11 protein-coding genes are annotated in these 15,158 nt (G+C 46.5%); 4 read left to right on the top strand and 7 right to left on the bottom strand.

Features of this window, described 5'->3' with window-relative positions; genetic code table 11:
- The first annotated feature begins 46 nt into the window (after positions 1–46).
- The gene (locus AC0L4K_RS12690) at positions 47–727 is read left to right on the top strand and encodes a type 1 glutamine amidotransferase domain-containing protein (protein WP_417224067.1); all 681 of its coding nucleotides are present in this window, start codon (positions 47–49) and stop codon (positions 725–727) included.
- An 83-nt stretch (positions 728–810) separates the two neighbouring features.
- Here AC0L4K_RS12690 and AC0L4K_RS12685 read toward each other — a convergent pair whose 3' ends face one another.
- From AC0L4K_RS12685 to AC0L4K_RS12670, 4 genes are all read right to left on the bottom strand, one after another.
- On the bottom strand, positions 811–1,662 hold the full coding sequence (locus AC0L4K_RS12685) for an ABC transporter permease (RefSeq protein ID WP_417224066.1): 852 nt from the start codon (positions 1,660–1,662) through the stop codon (positions 811–813).
- 4 nt (positions 1,663–1,666) lie between these two features.
- On the bottom strand, positions 1,667–2,938 hold the full coding sequence (locus tag AC0L4K_RS12680) for an ABC transporter permease (RefSeq protein ID WP_417224064.1): 1,272 nt from the start codon (positions 2,936–2,938) through the stop codon (positions 1,667–1,669).
- Between the two features lie 175 nt (positions 2,939–3,113).
- Complete coding sequence (locus tag AC0L4K_RS12675; protein WP_473266466.1) at positions 3,114–4,208, bottom strand: ABC transporter substrate-binding protein; 1,095 nt, start codon at positions 4,206–4,208, stop codon at positions 3,114–3,116.
- 122 nt (positions 4,209–4,330) lie between these two features.
- Positions 4,331–5,431: an ABC transporter ATP-binding protein gene (locus AC0L4K_RS12670; RefSeq protein WP_417224060.1), complete on the bottom strand. Its 1,101-nt coding sequence runs from the start codon at positions 5,429–5,431 to the stop codon at positions 4,331–4,333.
- Positions 5,432–6,203: 772 nt separating this feature from the next.
- Between AC0L4K_RS12670 and AC0L4K_RS12665 the strand changes: the two genes are divergently transcribed.
- The 3 genes from AC0L4K_RS12665 to AC0L4K_RS12655 are packed head-to-tail and all read left to right on the top strand — an operon-like array spanning position 6,204 to position 10,075.
- Complete coding sequence (locus AC0L4K_RS12665) at positions 6,204–7,100, top strand: HAD-IIB family hydrolase (RefSeq protein WP_473266464.1); 897 nt, start codon at positions 6,204–6,206, stop codon at positions 7,098–7,100.
- On the top strand, positions 7,093–8,319 hold the full coding sequence (locus AC0L4K_RS12660) for a glycosyltransferase family protein (RefSeq protein WP_473266462.1): 1,227 nt from the start codon (positions 7,093–7,095) through the stop codon (positions 8,317–8,319). Before AC0L4K_RS12665 ends, AC0L4K_RS12660 begins: the two co-directional genes overlap by 8 nt.
- Before the next feature lies 1 nt (position 8,320).
- Positions 8,321–10,075, top strand: a complete 1,755-nt coding sequence (locus AC0L4K_RS12655; RefSeq protein WP_417224055.1) for a sugar phosphorylase — start codon at positions 8,321–8,323, stop codon at positions 10,073–10,075.
- 103 nt (positions 10,076–10,178) lie between these two features.
- On the opposite strand, the gene rnr is transcribed toward AC0L4K_RS12655, so the two are convergent.
- The 3 genes from rnr to AC0L4K_RS12640 form a co-directional block, all read right to left on the bottom strand.
- Entirely contained in the window at positions 10,179–12,527 is a 2,349-nt protein-coding gene (gene rnr, locus AC0L4K_RS12650) for a ribonuclease R (protein WP_417224054.1), read from the bottom strand.
- A gap of 703 nt (positions 12,528–13,230) precedes the next feature.
- A complete protein-coding gene (locus AC0L4K_RS12645; RefSeq protein WP_417224052.1) occupies positions 13,231–14,154 on the bottom strand; it encodes a sulfotransferase in 924 nt (307 codons plus the stop codon).
- Positions 14,155–14,384: 230 nt separating this feature from the next.
- Positions 14,385–15,080 (bottom strand): diguanylate cyclase, encoded by a 696-nt coding sequence (locus AC0L4K_RS12640; RefSeq protein ID WP_473266459.1) that lies wholly within the window; start codon positions 15,078–15,080, stop codon positions 14,385–14,387.
- Positions 15,081–15,158: the final 78 nt, after the last annotated feature.

The raw sequence follows: 15,158 nt of genomic DNA, 5'->3' as shown, positions 1-15,158 counted from the left end.
CGGGCTGGTCTGAAATTTGATCGCCCGACAGAAAGGAAAGATTACGATGAATATTTTATTTGTACTGACGTCACATGATGAATTGGGTAATACCGGTGAGAAAACGGGTTTCTGGGTTGAGGAATTTGCTGCACCTTATTACGTTCTAGCGGACGCTGGCGTTAATATTACCTTGGCGTCGCCTGCCGGTGGTCAACCACCGATCGATCCTAAAAGTGCACTGGAAGATTTCCAGACCGAGGATACTCGTCGTTTTGATCAGGATGCTGAGCTGCAACAAAAGCTGGCCAACACGTTACCATTAAGCAGCGTTTCTGCCGATGATTACGATGCAATCTTTTATCCCGGTGGCCATGGGCCAATGTGGGATCTGACTCAGAATAAAGCTTCTATTGCCTTGATTGAAACCTTTGCTCGTCAAGGCAAGCCTGTGTCAGCAGTCTGTCATGCACCGAGTGTTTTGTTAAACACCAAAGATGAAGCGGGCGAACCGCTGGTTAAGAACAAGAAGGTTACAGGCTTTACGAATACTGAAGAAGCAGCGGTAGGCTTAACAGAGGTAGTGCCATTCCTGTTAGAAGACGAGCTGAAACAGCGCGGCGGTGTTTATTCTCAGGGACCAGACTGGGGGCCCTATCTGATTGAAGATGGTTTATTGATTACCGGCCAGAACCCAGCCTCTTCAACGCTGGTAGCGAAGGCAGTGTTAGCCCGCTTGAGAAAATAGCTATTTAATAACGTGGTGATATAAAAAAGTCACTGGGAGCGAGAGCTGCCAGTGACTTTTTTGCTTTAAGCTGAAATCAGTGATTAATGCGCGCTGATACCGCGAATCGCTTCGGAGCGACGACGTAGGTATTCCACAGTGCTTAGCAGCAAGATAGACATACAAACCAGCAAGGTTGCAACAGCCAAGATCGTTGGGCTAATTTGCTCACGAATACCTGCCCACATCTGCATCGGTACAGTTCGCTGTTCAGCGCCCGCAATAAAGATCGCGACAACCACTTCATCCACTGAAGTCATTAGGGCGAACAAGCCGCCTGAAATAACACCGGTCATAATTAGCGGTACAGTGATTTTAAAGAATGCATAGGTTGGAGAAGCACCAAGGCTGTTAGCTGCTCTGACTAAGTTATAGTCAAAGCCGCTGAGTGTCGCTGTCACCGTAATCACCACAAAAGGAGTACCTAGTGCTGTATGAGCAAGGATTAAGCCCAGATAGCTCTGTGATACACCCATTGATGAGTAGAAAAAGAACATGCCCGCGGCTGATATAATCAGCGGTACGATCATCGGGGAGATCAGTAATCCCATGATCAGACCTTTAAAGGGTAGTTCTGAACGACTCAAGCCTAATGCTGCCAGGGTACCCAGCACCATTGAGAGGAAGGTCGAGCAGATCGCCACAATAAAGGTGTTCTTGATCGCTGCCATCCAACGCTCACTGCCAAAAAACTCCTCATACCAACGAAACGAATAGGCATCAGGGTCGAACGCCAACATCCCTTCAGTAAAACTGAAGTAGGGCTCGATATTGAATGACAATGGGATGATGATCAGCAATGGCGTGATCAGAAAAATAAACACCATGCCGCAAAAAACACGAAACGCATAGTACCAGAATGTTTCTAAGGGGCCGGCATATGATGGAAGAGCCATAATCTTACCTCAACGTCATCTGATTGTTTCCGCCAAAGAGACGGCTGTAAAGGGCATAGATACCTAAGACGAGTGCTAGCAGTACCACACCGAGTGCGGCAGCAAGACCCCAGTTAAGCGAACTTTGCATATGGTATGCAATCATATTGCCGATAAACTGTCCGGTTTGACCACCCACCAATGCAGGGGTGATGTAGTAACCAATCGCGAGAATAAACACCAAGATGGCACCCGCAGAAATACCGGGCACTGATTGAGGTAGGTAAACCTTAACGAATGCGGTAAAGGGGGTTGCACCAAGGGAACGGGCGGCCCGCATATAGCTTGGTGGAATCGTCTTCATCACTGAATAAAGAGGCAGAATCATAAACGGCAGCAGTATATGAGTCATAGCGATGACGGTACCGGTGGCGTTGTAGATCATACTCAGCCGGCTCTCATCATTGACTAGGCCGAACCAGACGAGAATGTCATTAATTACCCCTTGGCCCTGAAGTAACGCGATCCAGGATGAGGTTCGTACCAACAGAGAGGTCCAGAAGGGGAGTAGTACCAAGATCATCAGGGTGTTGGCTACGCGCATGGGAAGTGATGCCAGCAGATAGGAAACCGGATAGCCGAGCAGCAAGGTCAATAAGGTGATGACCACGGACATCCAGACGGTTCGCCAGAGCATCTGCAGATAGACACGCTGATTCTCCGGTAGCATTCTGATTTCACCCTCGGGGGTGGTTTCCATATCGAATGCTGCAATGTAATACGACGCGGTATAGGGTTTAGATTCGCGTTTAATGACTCGCCAGTTGTCAATATCGCCCCAACCTTTGTTGATTTTGATCAGTTGGGCTTTGTATGGCGGTTTGAGTCTAGCAGCTTTACGCGCGGTGCCTGTTAACAGGCTACGCATCTGGCTTTTTTCATAATTAAGTCGGGTAGCCGCTTTACCAATGGTATGGTTTTTACGACCCACTACCAAGTCTTCAACCAGTGCGGCATAGGTTGCTTCATCTGGTAGTTCGTTGCTATCACCATCCCAGTCAGCTAATGCTGCGGTGGTGTTCGGCATATACTCGGAGACCTGAGGGTTATCTATCGACCGGAATAGCATGGTTGCGATAGGTGAAACAAAGGTGACCATGATAAAGATAAGCAGCGGTGCTACCAGAAACAGGGCGCGGATTTTTTTGCGGCGCAGTGAGCGATGCATATCCGAGGTTAAGCGTTTCTGTTCGTCCGGGGTTAATTGGCCTTCGGCCTCGACAGTATTTGCCATCATGAGGAATACAAACCCTTTTTTGAAGATGAATTAAAATGGCGGTTGATTGTGCGTCTTACCGTTGATAATAATGAATCATCATCTGATCGTGTGGTTAGATGATCGATCAAATCATGACTCGAAAATCAGCCTTTAACTCATAAAGGGGCTTGGCAGCCCCCCAACATTTACGTTCTTATTGTACTAACCAAGCGTTAAAGCGTTGACGTAGTTCGTCACCGTTATCAGCCCAGAATTCAGCATTTTTCTTAATAGGAGTCTTGAAGTTAACTGGCGTAGTTGGCATGTGGGGAGCCATTTCTACACCGGTTTCCGCATGAGTAGAAACCAGTGGTGCAGAGGATTTACGCGCTGGACCGTAAGAGATGTATTTAGTCTGGTCGGCTAGACGTTGCGTGTCAGTAGCGAAACGCAAGTAGTCCATTGCCGCTTTCTTATGTGGCGCACCTTTTGGAATAATATAGCCATCTAGCTCATAAACCTGACCGTCCCAAATAATAGTGAACGGCTGGTTTTCTACAACTTGAGCGTTAAAGATACGACCGTTATAAGCAGACGCGATTGCAACTTCACCATCGGCTAGCAGCTGTGGTGGTTGAGCACCAGCATCCCACCAGATGATAGAATCTTTGATGGTATCCAGTTTAGCGAAAGCACGTTCTACACCTTCAGGCGTGCCGAGTACATCGTAAACTTGATCATAAGGTACGCCATCAGCGGCGAGAGCCCACTCTAGGTTAGCATCAGGTTTTTTCTCAAAGGCGCGCTTACCTGGGAATTTTTTGACGTTGAATACATCAGCAATCGTTTTCGGCTTTTCACCTGGGAATGCTTTATCGTTGAAAGAGAACAGTGTGGCGTAAACGATAGTTGGAACGTAGCAACCAGAAAGAGAACCTTCAACAAAGTCTTCCATTACTGGCGTGCCGTCAGCACCAGGGTTTAGATCTTTTTCATAATCCAATTCTTGTGCAATACCTTCATCACACGCCAGAATTGCGTCACCTTCCAGAATATCCAGTACATCCCAGGTTACATTGCCGGCTTCTGTTTGTGCACGAAGACCCGCTAGACCATTACCTGATTTATCTTCATCGACAATCTTAATGCCTGTTTTTGCAGTGAACGGATCACTGTAGGCCATCCGTTGGGATTTTGTGTACGCTCCACCCCATGATACGACCGTTAGTGGTTCGGCTGCAGTTGCAGAGCCCACGCATACAGCAGCACCTAGTGCTAGGACAGATGATAGTTTGGAAAATTTCTTCATTTGGCATTTCCTCTCGGGCTTTAATGACATGACATCTTCTTCATGAAGACGCTGTTTATTCGCTCATCATAACTATGATGTAGCCTTTATTGTTTTTCAGTAGCAATGACATTTGATCCTGGTCAGATCGTATCCAACGCCCTACAGTCTTTAGACGACCAACCGATAGGGGCGGTGCCGCCAACTTGCAATCCTTTATGGTCTGTAGAATTCGGTACTTTGACGATAAATTCATCGTGGCCGCAGACATTCATACGAACCCGCTTATGATCTCCTAGGTAGATAACTTCCTCGACTTTACCCGTGAATACGTTGTCACACTGACCTTCAACCGGATCAAGAAAAACGCGCTCAGGTCGGAGTGATAGGGTGCTTTCTTTACCAATATCGTCGGTGTTGATATCCAGGGCGGTAACTAACTCGCCACTAGGTAGACGAACGGTGCAAATGCCGTCTTGTGTAGATTGTAAAATACCGGATAACTTATTGTTTTCACCAATAAACTGGGCAACAAAGGAGTTAGTCGGTTTTTCGTAGAGCTCGGTGGGTGGGGCGAGTTGTTGAATGATACCGTCGTTGAAAACGGCGATTCGATTCGACATCGTGAGTGCTTCAGATTGGTCATGGGTCACATAGACGACGGTTACGCCCAATCGTTCATGAATATGCTTGATTTCGTATTGCATCTGTTCCCGCAGATTCTTATCCAGCGCACCGAGTGGTTCGTCCATTAGAATCAAATCGGGTTCAAATACTAGGGCACGGGCAACCGCGACTCGCTGTTGTTGACCTCCGGATAACTGTGCGGGACGACGATCGCCAAAGCTACCGAGTTCAACCATATCCAAGGCTTTATTAACGCGCTCTTCGATCTCCGATTTACCCATGTTACGAACTTTAAGAGGAAAGGCGAGGTTTTCTGCCACGGTCATATGGGGAAATAACGCATAGTTTTGGAAAACCATGCCGATGCCGCGTTTATGGGGCGCTACATTGTTGATTGAACGGCCATCCAGATAGATATCACCATGGGTCGCTGTTTCAAAACCGGCCAACATCATCAGCGATGTGGTTTTCCCTGAGCCGGATGGCCCAAGCATGGTTAAAAATTCACCGCGTGGGACATCAATATTCAAATCTTTTACTACGAGAATCTTGCCATCGTAGCTTTTCTGAACTCCGTCAAACCGTACAAAAGCCTCATTGGAAGCTGAATTTTCCATTTGTTATTATGCCTCTCTACAATTTATGGGTTGTGATCCGCAAGCTTAAAATCTGTCGTTGGTTCTTGTTGATTACTGTTTCGCGTCTGTTTATACCCTACGATAATTTGAAGTGAGAGTGCAAACATTACCTTTCAAAACTGAGGATTAAGTATTTTTACTCTGTTTTGATGTTTAAAAATCGTCAATTTGTCCACGAATATTGACTGTTTACGACATTTCACTAATTTTGTTTTACGCCAACTATCTTAAAGTAGCCAAATTCAACCTGCTTTAATTTAGTGCGGGCCATTACGTCTATCGCTCATTTCATATCTGTGTTGTTTGTCTAAGTAAAATGGGTGCCCCATTCTGGTTTAATCTAAGGCCATTCTTTGTCCCGCCTCTATCTGCCTTGTTTCGCCCGCCTACTTGGATATATTGCTGGTTCTACGCACACAGTAATCGGGTTGTTTCATCAATCTCGACGTAACTCGTTATTTTTTGACTGTATTTTCGCTGTTCCTGAGGTCATTAAGTTGGTATTTCAGCCTTGTTTATTGCTTAAACGGCGCTGTATCGGCGATCAAACTGTCCTTCGACATGGATAAAGCATAGCTAGAGTCTGGGTAATTGCACTGTCTCTATTGGTTTTTATAAATCGGTATGTTTCCTGCAGTGTCCGATGTATGGATAAAGTTTTCTGCTTAAAAGGTTGCTATATGGTCAATATTGGTGCGTTTTTGTTGTTGCTTAGACCGCTGTGCACTGCCGTTGCTAAGGGGAGTGAGAGATGACGACTAAGGTTTTAATTTTTACCGATCTCGATGGTTCATTGCTGGACCACTTTAGCTATCGTTTTGATACAGCAAAGCCGCTATTGGCGTTATTAAAAACGGTTAAAATTCCGGTTATTCCTGTGACCAGTAAGACCCGTGCTGAACTGTCTGTTTTACGTCAGCAGTTAGCTAGCGAAGACCCTTTTGTCGTTGAGAATGGAGCCGCTATTTTCATCCCCGTTGATTACTTTTCGCTGCCGCCGAGTGGCTGCTCTATCGTAGATGGTTTTTATTGTTACTCATTTTCTAAACCTCGTGAACATTGGTTAACGCTGTTAGCAGCACAAGCGACTGAGTTTGCGGGCGAGTTTGAGACTTTCACCTCCTTAGGGGTTGAAGGAATAAAAGCATGTACTGGACTTTCGACAGAGGCTGCCTCGCGGGCCAATAATCGCGAATTTAGTGAGCCGGTCAAATGGCTTGGCTCTGAGAGCCGTAAATCGTTATTCGTAACAACATTAAGGCGAGCAGGGGCGACGGTGCTACAAGGTGGGCGTTTTCTACATGTAACAGGGGGTTGCAATAAAGGGAAGGCGTTGCAATGGCTTTATCAACAATACCGCGACTCAATTTCACATGAAGTGGGTAAAAGCGAATTTTTAACCATAGCGGCTGGTGACAGTGATAACGATGTCGATATGTTACAGGTGGCTGACTGTCCCGTGTTGATCCGTTCACCGGTGCATGAGCCTCCTGTGTTTGAGCATCTCAATGTTTATCGAACAAAACAAACCGGGCCGGATGGTTGGGTTGAAGGGGTGAGTTGGTTTTTAGGTGCCTCAGAGCGACCGCAAGAGATGAATTCAATTGAATACCTGCAAAAGAAGCTAAGGAGTAATGTGTATGGGTGATTTCTATCAGAATGGCATTATTACAACGTTACATCATCTAGCAAACAGACCGATTGAGGAGGTTGAAGAGGAGTTAACACGTTTCGGTCGTAAAAGACCATTGGCCCTGATTCTACCGTCGTTATTCTCTGAGTTGGAAGGGCCTGCGCTGGCGCATATTATTGATGAAATAAGCCAGGTGCCATACCTGTCTGAAATTGTGATTGGACTGGACCGGGCCAATGAAGCGCAGTTTCGTTATGCCCGGCAGTTTTTTAGCAAGCTCCCTCAGCATCATCGTATTCTTTGGAATGATGGACCGCGTTTACGGGCATTGGATGCCGAGTTGCAAGCCCTAAAGCTAGCCCCAAAGGAGGCGGGCAAAGGGCGTAATGTGTGGTATTGCATGGGGTATATTTTGGCCTCAGGGCGGGCCGAGTCAGTGGCATTGCACGATTGCGATGTCACCACTTACAGTCGTGAGATGTTGGCCCGGTTGATCTATCCGGTAGCCAATCCGCAATTTAACTATGAGTTCTGCAAAGGGTTTTACGCCCGAGTATCTGATGGCAAGATCAATGGGCGAGTGAGTCGTCTATTGGTGACGCCACTGCTGCGAGCGTTGAAGAGGGTCTTCGGTGAAATCGAATATCTGCAGTTTCTCGATAGCTTTCGTTATCCGTTAGCGGGGGAGTTCTCTTTTCGGCGTGATGTACTGAGTGATATCCGTATACCAAGCGACTGGGGTTTGGAGATCGGTGTGCTGTCAGAGATGCACCGTAACTATGCTAACAACCGACTCTGTCAGGTGGATATTGCCGACCAATACGATCATAAGCATCAAGATCTCTCCCTTGATGATATGCAGGCGGGCCTGTCGAAGATGTCGATCGATATCACCAAATCATTGTTCCGTAAGCTAGCCACTCAAGGGCATACTTTTAATAGCGAAACCTTCCGTTCAGTCAAAGCGACCTATTACCGTATCGCCTTAGATTTCGTTGAAACCTATCACAATGATGCGGTGATGAATGGCCTGCAACTGGATATTCATGCTGAAGAAATGGCGGTAGAGATGTTCTCTCGCAATATCATTTCCGCCGGTGAGCAGTTCTTGAGTAACCCGATGGAAACCCCTTTTATTCCTAGTTGGAGTCGGGTTTCCAGTGCCATGCCCGATGTGTTTGATCGTTTAATCGAAGCGGTTGAGTTGGATCATCAAGAGTTTATGGCGGAGTAATATGGATAGCGTATTCAATAATGCCAGTGATCAGCTAGTCAGTCAGATTGAAAATCATCTGCATAATATCTATTGCTCATTTGAAGCGCAGGAGATCACTCACCTGGTATCGGACCTAATCTCTATCATGCGTCTCGGCAGTGTCGAGCAACTTCCTATGCCGTTTAAAAACCATTGGAGTCAGCAAGATATTATTATGATCACCTACGGTGATAGTCTCCATCGACCTGATGAGCGGGCGATGAGTACTCTGCATCATTTTCTCAATGAGCAGTGCGACGGGGTTATTAGTGGTGTACATGTGCTACCGTTTTTCCCATATAGCTCGGATGATGGCTTTGCCGTGAGTGATTATTATCAGGTACGGGCATCGGTGGGAGAGTGGCAGGATATTCAGCGGCTCTCAGGAGAATACCGATTGATGTCAGATCTGGTTATCAATCATGGTTCAGGTGAAAGTGAGTGGTTTGCCAACTTTATTAAGGGGGAGGGTGTTGGTCATGATTACTTTTTCACCGCTAGCCCTACGGATGACCTTTCACAGGTTGTAAGGCCGCGTACCAGTCCACTGTTGCGCGCAGTTGAAACCGAGGAAGGAGTGAAGCATGTGTGGTGTACCTTTAGCCACGATCAAGTGGATTTTGATTTTCGTAATACGGCGGTGTTAAAAGAGTTTGTGCGCATTATTCGCTTCTATCTCGATCAGGGGGTGAATATCTTTCGCTTGGATGCGATAGCGTTTCTGTGGAAAGAGGCGGGTAGTCGTTGTCTTAATTTGGAACAAACCCATGAAGTAGTGCGGTTGTTTAGAACATTGATTGAGTATGCTTGCCCGACGGCAATGATTATCACCGAGACCAATATTCCCAGTCGGGAGAATTTATCCTATTTCGGTAATGCCAACGAGGCTCACTGTGTCTACAACTTCTCACTGCCGCCGTTATTGTTGCATGCTTTAATCACGGGCCAGAATTTCTATCTAAAGCAGTGGATGATGAGTATGCCACCGGCGCAGGATGGTACCTGTTTCTTTAACTTTATTGCCTCCCATGATGGTATTGGGCTTCGCCCGGTGGAGGGTATTCTGCCTGATAGCGAGGTTGAGCTGATAATCGAAACGATGCAAAACTTTGGTGGGCATGTCTCTTGGCGGGCGTTGGATGATGGCGGTAAAAAACCTTACGAAATTAATATCGCCCTATTTGAGGCATTACAAGGAACGACGGAGGGAAAAGATAGCTGGGGCGAAGCACGTTTTATCTGCGCCCATCGTATTATGTTGGCGCTGGAAGGTATTCCGGGTATCTACCTTCACAGTCTGCTCGGCACGCTGAACGATCATGACCGGGTTGCCATGACTGGCCACTCCCGCTCGATTAATCGCCATCAGTGGGACTATAGTGCGTTAGAGGTGTTGTTGGCTGATAATACAACCCATCATTACCGGGTGTTTAATGCCCTAAAGTCGTTAATTGCTATTCGTGCGCGACAGAAAGCATTTCACCCTAATGGGACGCAGTTTACGCTGCACTTAGGTGAGCAGGTGTTTGGTTTTTGGCGCCAGAGTGTTGATCGAACGCAGAATATCTTTTGTTTGAATAATATCAGTGCCGAACCGGCCACTTTATCACTATCGGATCTGAATTTGATTAGTACCCAGGACTGGTTAGATTTACTCAGTGGACAGCATTATACCGACCTTCTGGGTGATCTTGAGTTAGCCCCCTATCAGAGTGTTTGGTTGGCCAACGGGTAGGTTTTTAAGAACGTTAGGATATGAACCGGAGCAAGCGAGACCTGTTATCGCATTACTAGATTAACACCGGGAGCCTATGGCAGGCTCCCTAGCGATTAGCCGATTACTTCTTGCTGTATTTACGATTACCTTTGCCGCGGCCTTTACGAGCCTTCGGTTTAGTGGATGCAGCGGCATCGTCTTTGTAAGCTAGTTCAAATTCGATCTTACGCTGATCCATATCGACCCGTACCACGCGAATTTCGATCTTGTCGCCAATACCGAAGTTAACTCGCGTGCGTTCACCAACTAAGCGTTGCTGGGCGGCATCGAACTGGTAGTAATCGTTGTTCAGCGCGGTGACATGCACTAAGCCTTCCACCTGAGTGTCATCCAGTTCGATAAACAGACCGAAGTTGGTGACCGTACTAATGACACCACTAAAGACATCACCGACATGGTCTTGCATGTATTCGCACTTCAACCAAGCTTCAACATCCCAGCCGGCTTTATCGGCGCGGCGAGATACCAGTGAACAATGTTCAGCCATACTCTTCATGGCTGTGAGGTCATAAGGGTAGCTTTTAGTTTGCTCAAGAGGCGCGGCGCTTTTTACGCGGTGAACCGAGTCAGCGGTGCCGGTCAGTTTTTTCAGCGTGCGACTTAAAATACTACCTGTTTCACTGCGACGAATAACCGAACGAATAGCACGGTGAACCAGTAGATCGGGGTAGCGGCGGATCGGTGAGGTAAAGTGAGCATAGGCTGGGTAAGCCAAGCCGAAGTGGCCTTGGTTGTCAGAACTATACTCGGCTTGACTCAACGAGCGCAGCATCATTGTACGGATAATCTGAGCATCCGGACGGTCGCCAAGGCTTTTCAGCAACCGGTCGTAATGGGCCGGTGTTGGTTTTTCACCACCGGCGAGGTTGAGGCCTCTTTCGCTTAGAAAAGCTCGGAGGTTAGTCAGTTTTTTCTCGACCGGACCTTCATGAACCCGGTACAGCGCAGGCAGGTTCACTTTTTCGAGGAATTGTGCCGTGGCTACGTTGGCGCAGAGCATAAACTCTTCAATCATTTTATGCGCATCGTTACGCACCACCGGTACGATCTGATCGATCTTACGGTCTTCGGTAAATTTGAACTGCACTTCCTGCTTTTCAAAATCGATAGAGCCACGTTTAGTGCGGGCTTTTCTTAATACCGCATAGAGGTGATGAAGGGCGTGTAGATGCGGCACCACGTCAGCATGTTTGTGTGCGACGTCTTTGCCAAGCCCGGTTTCTGGCGCAGATACGAGTGCACCAACCTGGGTATAGGTTAGGCGGGCATGGGAGTGAATGATCCCTTCTGAAAACGTATAGCTGGTCATCTTGCCGGCATTATTGATCGACATTTCGCAGACCATGACTAGACGGTCGACATTGGGGTTCAGTGAGCATAGGCCATTGGACAGTGCTTCAGGTAGCATGGGTACTACATGGCCAGGGAAGTAAACTGAGGTGCCTCGTTCAGCGGCTTCGACATCTAACGGACTACCGGGCACAACATAGTGTGACACATCGGCAATCGCCACAAATAGACGCCAGCCGCCAGATTTACGCTTTTCACAATAGACGGCATCATCGAAATCTCGTGCATCTTCACCATCAATGGTGACGAAAGGCAGTGCCCGTAGATCGGCGCGGTGCTGTTTATCAGAAGTGCTGACTTCATCGCCTAAGGCGTCGGCTGCATCCAGTGCATCCTGAGGCCACTTGTGTGGGATGTCATGGTTACGAATGGCAACATCAATTTCCATACCCGGCGCCATAGAGTCGCCCAATAGTTCAACAACCTTGCCTTCGGCATTAAAACGATTACAAGGGTATTCGGTAATCTCTACGGTGACATACTGTCCCGCTTCAGCGCCATTGAGTTGATCATCGGGAATATCGATCTCATTGCGCATACGGCTATTTTCAGGCTGTAAAAAGTATTCGCCATCATCAACCCGTAAGCGACCAACGACCTGAGTCATATTTTGTTCAAGCACTTTTATGATCTGGGCTTCTTGGCGTCCACGACGGTCGATGCCGCTAATACGAGCTTGTACGCGATCACCAGGGAAGGCTTTCAGCATCTGACTTTCGTGCAGATATAGATCATCGCCAGGGCCGTCTATCGATAAGAAGCCAAAGCCATCGGGGTGACCAATAACCGTACCTTCAATCAGATCGTCTTGGGTGAGTAGGCTGTAGCCTTTACGTGGATCAAAATTGAGTTGGCCATCACGCTCCATCGCACGCAAACGGCGGCGTAGGGCTTCTTTTTCTTCATCTTCAAATAATTTAAGGGTTTTACCGAGCTGCTCTCGGTTGAGGAACTTTCCTGGTTCATCGAACAATCCCATGATGTATTCCCGGCCAGGAATTGGGTTGCTATATTTTTCAAAATCTTCGGCATTGATGGCAGTTTTAATATGATTACTCATTCTTTTCTCAAATAAACCAGCGCTTGGCTATCCGAATGGCTCGAACTCACTGCTGATGCAGCTTATCTATAACCGGGAAAGTGGCGCTGGTATCACTCATTTCGCAGAGTGAATTAAATTGGGCTGGTGTTCAGAACGGCTCTGTTTAGCCGAATATTCAGCGCGAAGCTGCAACTCACGGTTGCGGCCTCCGCCTGAAAACCAAAAATATCATGCAGAGATGGGTTATATCGTATCTCCGACAGATGACAAAACTATGTATTGCTGCGCAGTACCCGCAGCACTGTTATTCAGCAAGCGACCTTTATTTTGATCCAATGTTGTAACATTAGAAACAGTCAATACTCACGGTTTTAGTCGCTTTGTCACAACGTGGGCATTGATCGGGACAATTCCTGAGATCCTGAGAATTTAAGCGGCTGTATTCGATATTGATTCAGCGTTTTGATAGACGCAGGATTGATGCTCAAATGCAGGGCAGGTTTGGCCTGATAGCTAGCGAAAAAATAAGACTGGAATTTAAAAACAGTGGGACGAGAATACTTAAGTAAAATAACGAGAGTAATACAACGACAACAAATGGTTAAAAAATAGACTTTTTCTAAGCTATTCATCACTATATAGAGTTATGAGACTTTGTCAATGGGCACTTTGGTTTGTTGACCATGAAAGATGATAGCGGCCGGTTTGATATCGCGCATTATTAGAAATGCCCCCATAGGCTGATATCTGCCCCTTTAGGCTGAAGTTTGACATGGTCGCCACTGTTTAACGTCACATTTGGCAGCTCAATATTAAAACCTGCATTTCCGGTGTTGCTTTTACCTGCTACAACCAGATCTCCTCGAAACTCATCGCAAACGAGATCAGTGATAAATTGATTGTTAACGAAGAGGTCTACAGAAATAGGACTATCTGAGTTTTTGTTAATAATCCAGCCTGAAATTCGGTTGGTCGATATGTTGTCGATAAAGCCATCATAGCCCGCCTCGCTTAAAGTTGTAATTTGTCGTGATATGTCTACCCATTGGTTATAGCGCTGTGGTGAAGGTTCAATGGCTTCGCTAACTTGATTAATTAAGTCCTCTGATGCCTGAATATCGCAAAAATCAGCTAATTTTATCAAGTGAGCCTTTTTCTCTAATAATAACTTTTCATAGGATATATGCAGTGCAGGATAGTCATATTTGTCACTAAATTTTATGATACGACTATAGGCAGAAAGGCCTGTTTGCATGGCTTCGATGAGTTCAACATCCGCAGCGGTTTGTTTGCGACTAGCAATGGCAAAGATGTCTCGATAGATATAGATAAAACTGGGATTTGAGAAGAGCTTCGAAATCCTTCGAAGTTGAGTGTTGCTGTCAGGAAGTTTCCAAGCAAATTTTGTGTGTTTTAGCTCATGTGCAACTATTAGTTTTTTTAGCTTTTTCCAGTTTTTGGCGCGAAATGCGGCCGCCATATCTAGGTCTTCATAAATAGGTTCATGAAAATTATTTCCCAGAGATATACCTAGTGCCTGAAGGGCCAATGCTATTGCAGACGTTCCGCCTCTCTGGACGCCGACGACAATAAATTGCCTGCGTTGATTGTCGCTATTGATATTTTTTTTTGCTGAGAAAATCATATTTTTTCATTACTCGTGGTGACTGTTTTTTTATAGATATTGTGCCCTGAGAGGGATGCTGCTAGGTAAGAATGACAATGATAACAAATATTTTATGGTTTTTTCTTAAATAGAAAATGTATTGATTGCATCATGGGTGAGCAGATACCGCTATCTTGGTTTATTAAATTGAAGTTTGGTCTGTGGTCAGAGTGTAGGTATAGGTAGCACTGTTAGTAAGTTGTATTGATTCAGCATGGGGACGCTAACAGCGCTTGGTTGCGGCCATTGTTTTTGGCTTGATAGAGTGCGGCATCGACGGCCAATAGTAGTTTGCGAATATTTTTATAATTTTGCTTAGATAGCGTAGCAATGCCCGCACTCACGGTAACCCGCTCGAAGGGGGAATGCTGATGGCTTATGTTGAGCGCTTCAATGGATGTGCATATCTTTATGGCGATATGTTGGGCGGTAACACTATCGGTATCGGGAAGGATGAGTAAAAACTCTTCACCGCCATAGCGTGCGGCGATATCTGTCGCACGCTGTCCTGATTTGAGCAGAACTTGAGCAACCTGTTTTAAGCAGTCATCGCCGGCTTGATGGCCGTAATGGTCGTTATAGTGTTTAAAAAAGTCGATATCTAGCATCACTACGGACAAGCATCGTTGATGGCGATCTGCTCTTGACCATTCCTGTTTGAGGGCTTGATCCATACTGCGTCGATTAGCCAGCCCCGTGAGTTGATCGGTACTAGATTCTTTTTGGAGTTTGAGTTGAATGTCTTCGGTAAAGCTTAACAGAGTAAAAACACCACTGATAACGCTAAATGCCGGCCATATGATTTGTGAGGCAATGATGGTGGTGGTAAAAATGTTCGGTGCGATGATCAGCAGTAGTGAGCGGGCAGCAACAATGATCCCCATCAAGCCGCAGGCGTAAGCCATAATGACGTCGGAGGAGTTTCGAGGCTTAATGAGATGGTTCCCCTCGCTTTTAACCAGCTATGCTGGAAAGGTGACGAA

Source organism: Amphritea sp. GJ51-11 (assembly GCF_055808735.1).
This window is presented reverse-complemented; position numbering and strand designations above follow the sequence as displayed.

Coding starts and splice junctions, on each gene's coding strand:
- rnr (WP_417224054.1), bottom strand. CDS start 12,527: ATGAGTAATCATATTAAAACTGCCATCAATGCCGAAGATTTTGAAAAA.
- AC0L4K_RS12640 (WP_473266459.1), bottom strand. CDS start 15,080: ATGGCTTACGCCTGCGGCTTGATGGGGATCATTGTTGCTGCCCGCTCA.
- AC0L4K_RS12670 (WP_417224060.1), bottom strand. CDS start 5,431: ATGGAAAATTCAGCTTCCAATGAGGCTTTTGTACGGTTTGACGGAGTT.
- AC0L4K_RS12680 (WP_417224064.1), bottom strand. CDS start 2,938: ATGATGGCAAATACTGTCGAGGCCGAAGGCCAATTAACCCCGGACGAA.
- AC0L4K_RS12655 (WP_417224055.1), top strand. CDS start 8,321: ATGGATAGCGTATTCAATAATGCCAGTGATCAGCTAGTCAGTCAGATT.
- AC0L4K_RS12660 (WP_473266462.1), top strand. CDS start 7,093: ATGGGTGATTTCTATCAGAATGGCATTATTACAACGTTACATCATCTA.
- AC0L4K_RS12690 (WP_417224067.1), top strand. CDS start 47: ATGAATATTTTATTTGTACTGACGTCACATGATGAATTGGGTAATACC.
- AC0L4K_RS12685 (WP_417224066.1), bottom strand. CDS start 1,662: ATGGCTCTTCCATCATATGCCGGCCCCTTAGAAACATTCTGGTACTAT.
- AC0L4K_RS12645 (WP_417224052.1), bottom strand. CDS start 14,154: ATGATTTTCTCAGCAAAAAAAAATATCAATAGCGACAATCAACGCAGG.
- AC0L4K_RS12665 (WP_473266464.1), top strand. CDS start 6,204: ATGACGACTAAGGTTTTAATTTTTACCGATCTCGATGGTTCATTGCTG.
- AC0L4K_RS12675 (WP_473266466.1), bottom strand. CDS start 4,208: ATGAAGAAATTTTCCAAACTATCATCTGTCCTAGCACTAGGTGCTGCT.